The 4,786-nt window shown below is 65.1% G+C and carries 5 protein-coding genes; 1 reads left to right on the top strand and 4 read right to left on the bottom strand.

Annotated features, from left to right (window positions below):
• Position 1 precedes the first annotated feature (1 nt).
• Entirely contained in the window at positions 2-523 is a 522-nt protein-coding gene (locus tag EOA29_RS25355; protein ID WP_126092411.1) for a hypothetical protein, read from the bottom strand.
• A gap of 795 nt (positions 524-1,318) precedes the next feature.
• Between EOA29_RS25355 and EOA29_RS25350 the strand changes: the two genes are divergently transcribed.
• Positions 1,319-2,257, top strand: a complete 939-nt coding sequence (locus tag EOA29_RS25350) for a diacylglycerol kinase family protein (protein ID WP_126092412.1) — start codon at positions 1,319-1,321, stop codon at positions 2,255-2,257.
• A 71-nt stretch (positions 2,258-2,328) separates the two neighbouring features.
• Here EOA29_RS25350 and EOA29_RS25345 read toward each other — a convergent pair whose 3' ends face one another.
• From EOA29_RS25345 to EOA29_RS25335, 3 genes are all read right to left on the bottom strand, one after another.
• Entirely contained in the window at positions 2,329-3,246 is a 918-nt protein-coding gene (locus EOA29_RS25345; RefSeq protein WP_126092413.1) for an NAD(P)-dependent oxidoreductase, read from the bottom strand.
• The gene (locus tag EOA29_RS25340; RefSeq protein ID WP_126092414.1) at positions 3,243-4,454 is read right to left on the bottom strand and encodes a mandelate racemase/muconate lactonizing enzyme family protein; all 1,212 of its coding nucleotides are present in this window, start codon (positions 4,452-4,454) and stop codon (positions 3,243-3,245) included. Before EOA29_RS25340 ends, EOA29_RS25345 begins: the two co-directional genes overlap by 4 nt.
• The coding region (locus EOA29_RS25335; protein ID WP_245468533.1) for a GMC oxidoreductase at positions 4,451-4,786 on the bottom strand (336 nt) is incomplete at its 5' end. The genes EOA29_RS25335 and EOA29_RS25340, both read right to left, overlap by 4 nt.

Raw genomic sequence — 4,786 nt, 5'->3', positions numbered from 1 at the left:
CCTACAGCCCGCTCGGCACCAATCCTGCCAGCCAGTCCGCCGATCGCTTCGCCATGTCCACGGTCGCGTCAGCCGCGCGGCCGAGGTCGGTTTTGACCACGGCATAGCCGGTCTTGGTGCGGTAGAGCACGGCGCTGCCACCGTCGACCGCAGCCTCGAAGGCGACCGGTCGCGCGGCCTCCGTCTCGCTGGCCGTCACCGTTCCGCCAACCGCGACGGTCGGGCGATGGCTGAGCTCGGGCGGCAATGGGGCGATGGTTTCGACGACGCCGTTCGTCGGCTTCAGCTCCGGCCCCGACGCTTTCGCGGCGAGTTCCGAGGTCGATGCCGAACCCTTGGTGCGGCAGATGCCGGAAACCAGCGGGCGGTTGAAGTTGCGCTGATGCAGCATCTGGCTCTTCATCGCCGCTTCGCAGTCGGCGATCGTCGCCCATTTGGCGGGCGTCTCGCCGATATATTCGCAAAGCTTGGCGTCGCAGTCGCAGCCGACGATGGTCATGGCGACAAGGGCGGTCTTGATCACGGTCTTGTCCCTTTGAATTCGTTCCAAGGCTGATCAATCGCCGGGGAACAAGGCGGGATTTGGCCGCATTTGTGAATTGTGCATGACCACATGTTACGGAAGGTTGCTTGGCTTGCGACTGTGGCGGGAAAGCATCAATTGCAGGAAAGCGGCAGCCCAAAAAGACAGTCGGCGCTGGGATTTCTCCCAGCGCCTCCCTGTCAGATCAGGAACCAGTCGCGGCAGCAACTCCCAAAAGGTGTCGCGCCAGGCTGGCCTTGATTTTGACGGTCCTGCCAGTCGCCACCCGAGGGGCAGCGCCCGTTCCAGACCACGCCGATCTCCACCCTTGCGGGCTTCCCCGGCGCGCCATCGAAGGTTTCACCGCCTTCATGGCAGCATCGGTCCGCCGTCGGCGTTCGCACGCTTTCCGCGGCCCCGCCGACATCCGTCCCTCCAACAGGCGAACCTGCTCTCGATCCGGGTCGTGCGGGCCTCAGGAAATCCGCCTTGCGCTTTGCCTTTCGGCGAGGCGTTCGGTAGCCGCCTGAGATGGGTTCAATGTACGCCGGGTAAGGGCTTTGCGAAATGCCCGCCAACCTGTGGATAGCGGGATTATCGGGGACCGATGCGACAAGCCTCGGAATTTGCCGGCCAAACCCCTTAGACAGCCTGCCCCCGTATTTCTGTCGCCCTAGGACGATGGAGCCTTGCCCCGCCCGCCGGCCCGCGTTTCAATGCCGGCAAAGGACTGGGGCATGTCATTGCCCGAAGCCGCCGTATGCTTTTAGGCAACTTGCCTCGGGGGAGGTCAGATTGAAGGTCGGGGTGGTTCTCAATCCGATTGCCGGAGGCGGCAAACTCAAGCGGCGTTGGCCCAGGGTCGCCACATCGCTCAGGAAGCATTTCGGCGATTTCGATCTGCGCGAGACACAGACCAGCGGCGACGCCGAGCGGCTGGCGATCGACCTGGCGGTCGACGGCTGCGACCTGGTGATTGCCGCCGGTGGCGACGGCACGGCGAGCGAGGTGGCTGACGGGCTGCTGCAGGCAGAGCATGAGACCGGCCGGGCGAGCGAGCTCGGGCTGCTGCCATGCGGCACCGGCATCGACTTCGCGCGCGGATTGGGACTGTCGGATGAAATCGAGGCAGCGCTAGCGCGCATCGCCGGTGCAAGCCCGCGCAAGGTCGATGCCGGGCGCGTCACCTACATCGACGACCACGGCGCGCTGGCCAGCCGCCATTTCATCAACATCGCCAGCCTCGGCCTTTCAGGCGCCACGGATCGCGCCGTCAATTCCGACAAGCGCAAGGGCAGGGTCTCGGTCAAGGCGCTGTTCTTCTGGCGCACGGTGCTGGAGTTCCTCCGCTACCGCTTCCAGGACGTCAGGATCACCATAGACGACGGCGAGCCGGTCGAGGCCCGCATGGCGCTGGTGGCGGTCGCCAATGGGAAGTTCTTCGGCGGCGGCATGATGATCGCGCCCGACGCCGAGCTCTCGGACGGGCAGTTCGACATCGTCATCGTGCGGGCGGCGAACAAGCTCGGGCTGATCCGCGACATCCGGCTGCTTTATGGCGGGCGTCACCGCAACCATCCAGCGATCACGATCCTGCGCGGTCGCAAGGTGCTGGTCGAGCCGCTGGGCGATGCGGAGAAGAACGGGGCGCTGGTCGACATAGACGGCGAGTCGCCGGGCCGGATCCCGGCGACTTTCGAGATCCTGCCCGGCGCGCTGACGCTGAGATGTTGAATCAACGTCCTCCAGGACAGATTCCGTGAGCGCAGCCAGGCTCTTGAAATAGCTGGCGAAAAATTTGCCGACTATTTTCCCAGCCTGGCCGGGAAGCCCGGGGCGCGGAGTTCCGCTCCGACTGCATCCTCGAGCAGCTTGACTATCTGCGTCGACCAGGCGTCCCCGCCATAGGCCCGCTTGCCCTCTTCAAAGATGGCGTTGACGCGGGCGGCGAGATCGAGCGGCACGCCGAAATCCCTGCCCATGGCAAGCGCGAAGCCGAGATCCTTCAGCGCAAGGTCCATGGTGAAGCCAATGTCGTAGGAGCCGTTCAGCACCAGCTGGCTTTCGGTCTCGTGTACGAAGCTGTTGCCGGAGGAGGCGACGATCGCATGATAGGCTTGGGCGAGGTCGAGCCCGCCTTGCTTGGCCAGCATCAACGCTTCGCCGGCGGCGACGAGATGGACGAAGGCGAGCATATTGGTGATGACCTTGATCACGGCCGCCGAGCCGACCGGCCCCATGAGGAAGGACTTGGCGCACATCGCTTCGATCGCCGGCCGGTGCCGCTCGTAAAGCGCGGCATCGCCGCCGACCAGCGCAGTGATCCTGCCTGCCGCCGCCAGATGCACGCCGCCGGTGACCGGACATTCCAGCGTCTCGACGCCCTTCGCCGAAGCAAGCGCCGCCAGCCGCAGGATCTCGTCGCGGCCATTGGTCGACATCTCGATCCAGGTGCCGCCGGCGGGCAGGCCATCGAGCAAGCCGTCGGGGCCGGCGAGCACCGCTTCGCTGACTTTCGGGGAGGGCAGGCAGGTGATCGCATTGCCGGCGCGCGCGGCTGCTTCGGCAGGACTCCTTGCCGCCGTGCCGCCGAGCGCGACAAGGCGCTCGACAGCCGCCGGATCGCAGTCGAAGACGGTGACGGCAAAACCGTTGCGCAGCAGGCTGGCGGCAAGGTTGCCGCCGAGATGGCCGAGGCCGATGAAGGCGTAGGCGAGGGTCACGGCATCAGCGGCGTCTGCATCATCTGCAGATGCAGGTCCTTGCCGCTATAGGGGTACGCGTCGCAGACCTCCTCGTTGAGCTCGACGCCGAGGCCGGGTTCCTTCGACGGAATGACGTTGCCGTCCTGCCACTCGATCTTCTTCTTGAGCAGCGTGGCGTGAAACCCGTCCCACTGCTTGAGCGATTCCAGGATGAGGAAGTTGGGCAGCGTCACTGCAAGCTGGATGTTGGCGGCACCGACGATCGGCCCGCAATAGCAGTGCGGCGCGACCTGGATGTGGTAGGCCTCGGCCATGGCGGCGATCTTCTTGGTCTCGAGAATACCGCCTGAGCGGCCAAGGTCCGGCTGCAGGATGGTGGCGGCGCGGTTCTCGATGACGCGGGCGAATTCGAATTTCGTCGTCAGCCGCTCGCCGGTGGCGATTGGAATGGAAGTGCCGCGTGCCACTTGCGCCATCACCTCGGGCATGTCCGGCGGCACCGGCTCCTCGAACCACAACGGGTCGTAAGGCTCGATGGCGCGGGCCAGCCGCAGCGCGCCGGAAGCGGTGAACTGGCCATGCGTGCCGAACAGGATGTCCGCCCTGGTGCCGACGGCCTCGCGGATCGCCTTGACCATGCGCGCCGAAAGGTCGATGTCGATGAGGCGCGGCTGGTGGCCGTCATAGGCGGTGTAGGGGCCGGCCGGATCGAGCTTCACGGCGTTGAAACCCTGCTCGACATATTCGAGCGCGCAGGCGGCGGCCATGTCGGGATCGTTGTAGACATTCTGGCCGCGCGCATCCTCGGAATGGACGCTGCCGGCGTGCGGATAGAGATAGGTATAGGAGCGCAGCGTCTCGTGCACCTGGCCGCCGAGCAACTTGTAGACCGGCTTGTTCGCCTCCTTGCCGACGATGTCCCAGCAGGCCATTTCGAGCGCCGAGAAGCAGCCCATGCCGGAGACATCGGGGCGCTGGGTGAAGCCGGACGAATAGACGCGGCGGAAGAGGTTCTCGACATCGTGCGGATCGCGGCCGACGAGATAGCGCTCGGCCATGTCCTCGATCATCCTGGCCGTGACATGCGCCGAGAAGGTCGCGTTGTAAGCCTCGCCGTAACCGACCACGCCCCCATCGGTGGTGAGCTTGACGAAGATGAAATACTTGCCGCCGATGCCCGGCGGCGGGTTGCCGACAACCCAGGTCTTGACGTCGGTGACTTTCATTTCCGATCCTCCAGAACCAGCTCGGCGCCTTTCCATCCGGTGAGGATCGAAGCGGCGTTGGTGTTGCCCGTGATATTGTCGGGAAAGATCGACGCGTCGATGACGCGCAGACCGCTCAACCCGTGCACCCGAAGCCTTGGATCGACGACGGCGCGCGCGGCGTCCGGAGCCATGCGGCAGGTCGACACCGGGTGATAGACGGTGCCCGAACGTTTCCTGAAATCCTGAATCAGATCGGCGTCGGAAGTGATTGACGGACCAGGCAGAACCTCTTCCTCGATGATGTCGGCCATGGCCGGCATCGAGGCGATCTTGCGCACGAACTTCACCGC

Source organism: Mesorhizobium sp. M1E.F.Ca.ET.063.01.1.1, from assembly GCF_003998155.1.
Taxonomy (GTDB): domain Bacteria; phylum Pseudomonadota; class Alphaproteobacteria; order Rhizobiales; family Rhizobiaceae; genus Mesorhizobium.
The sequence above is the reverse complement of the archived record's forward strand: the minus strand, read 5'-3'. Positions and strand labels throughout refer to the sequence as shown.

Bases quoted from the DNA above. Each gene is read 5' to 3' on its own strand.
- EOA29_RS25340 (WP_126092414.1), bottom strand. From the start codon at position 4,454: ATGAAAGTCACCGACGTCAAGACCTGGGTTGTCGGCAACCCGCCGCCG.